Consider the following 1,117-nt stretch of genomic DNA (forward strand, 5'->3'; position numbering starts at 1 on the left):
AATGGCTACGAGCCTATATCGCCCGTGCTTGCATGGATGGGGGTGTATAGCGAGCTGGAGCGCGAGCGAATAATGAAAAACTGCGAGGAGCTCCTCTCGGTATGCAGCTACTACTACTTTTTTGCCTGCGAAGGCAGCGAAAATAGCAAAGGTATGGCATACGAGCGAGAGCTTGCAAGGCAGCTCGGCGTGAGGGAGCTGAAATTTAGCTTGTTTGACGAGTGAGGAGAGCATGGTGCGGATCGTAAAGAAGAGCAAAAATACGCTTCCGATCTGCCTAAGATACGGCTATGTCATAAAATACGGACTAGCTAAAAAACTTAAAATTTTAGAAAGGAGAAAGAGATGATAAAAGCCATGTCGATGCTGGCGGGGCTAAGCTTAGCTATAAGCGACACCAGCACACTTGGCGGCGTGCCAATGCAAACCAAAACCAGAAGAAGCAGGATGGCTTTTGCTAAGAGCCAAATAACAAAGGGCGCGAAGCATAAAAGCCAAGTAATAAGAGCAAACAGAAGAAAATCAAAACTAAGGAGTAGAAAATGGAAATAAAAAGCTTTAGCGATATAGATAATGCGCTAAAAAAGGTATGCGAGTTAAGCGTAGGCATAGAGAAAATCAACGGCGAAGTAACGCTTGAGTGCAACCGCATCAAAGAGAGCAGAAAAGCTGAAGTAGAGAGACTCGAGAGCGAGAAAAACTATATCGAGCAGCAAATAACGTTTTTTTGCGAAGAAAACAAGCACGAATTCGCCGAAAAACGCTCGAAAGAATTTACGTTCGGCGAGATCGGCTACCGCCTAACTAAAAGTGTAAGCCTGCCTCGTATTAAGGCAAAAGTAGAAAGCCTGCTAAAGGCGATCAAAAGCTACGGGCTAGCTAAAGAGTGCATCATATACGAGGAAAAACCTAATAAAGACGCTCTAGCGGAGCTAAAAGATGAAGATCTCGTAAAGCTGGGACTAACAAGAACTATAAAAGATAGCTTCCGTATAGTGCCTAAAATTGAGAGTTTGGAGGCAGGACAATGATAGAGCCAAAATATAGGATAAAAGATAAAGCCGATTTTGAGAGAATTTTTAAAAGGGCTGCTGAGTTTGATAACGAAGAACTAGGC

General features: G+C 43.6%; 2 protein-coding genes and 1 pseudogene. All 3 read left to right on the forward strand.

Features of this window, described 5'->3' with window-relative positions; all coding sequences use genetic code 11:
* Positions 1-225 (forward strand): annotated as a pseudogene (locus tag Q0605_RS04770) (hypothetical protein); the annotation flags it as partial.
* 120 nt (positions 226-345) lie between these two features.
* Positions 346-552 carry a hypothetical protein gene (locus Q0605_RS04775; RefSeq protein WP_298023852.1) on the forward strand — a complete coding sequence of 69 codons (207 nt, stop codon included), beginning with the start codon at positions 346-348 and terminating at the stop codon, positions 550-552.
* The gene (locus tag Q0605_RS04780; RefSeq protein ID WP_297959206.1) at positions 543-1,031 is read left to right on the forward strand and encodes a host-nuclease inhibitor Gam family protein; all 489 of its coding nucleotides are present in this window, start codon (positions 543-545) and stop codon (positions 1,029-1,031) included. Before Q0605_RS04775 ends, Q0605_RS04780 begins: the two co-directional genes overlap by 10 nt.
* Positions 1,032-1,117 lie beyond the last annotated feature (86 nt).

This window comes from uncultured Campylobacter sp. (assembly GCF_938017705.1).
Lineage (GTDB): Bacteria > Campylobacterota > Campylobacteria > Campylobacterales > Campylobacteraceae > Campylobacter_B.

Coding starts and splice junctions, on each gene's coding strand:
- Q0605_RS04775 (WP_298023852.1), top strand. CDS start 346: ATGATAAAAGCCATGTCGATGCTGGCGGGGCTAAGCTTAGCTATAAGC.
- Q0605_RS04780 (WP_297959206.1), top strand. CDS start 543: ATGGAAATAAAAAGCTTTAGCGATATAGATAATGCGCTAAAAAAGGTA.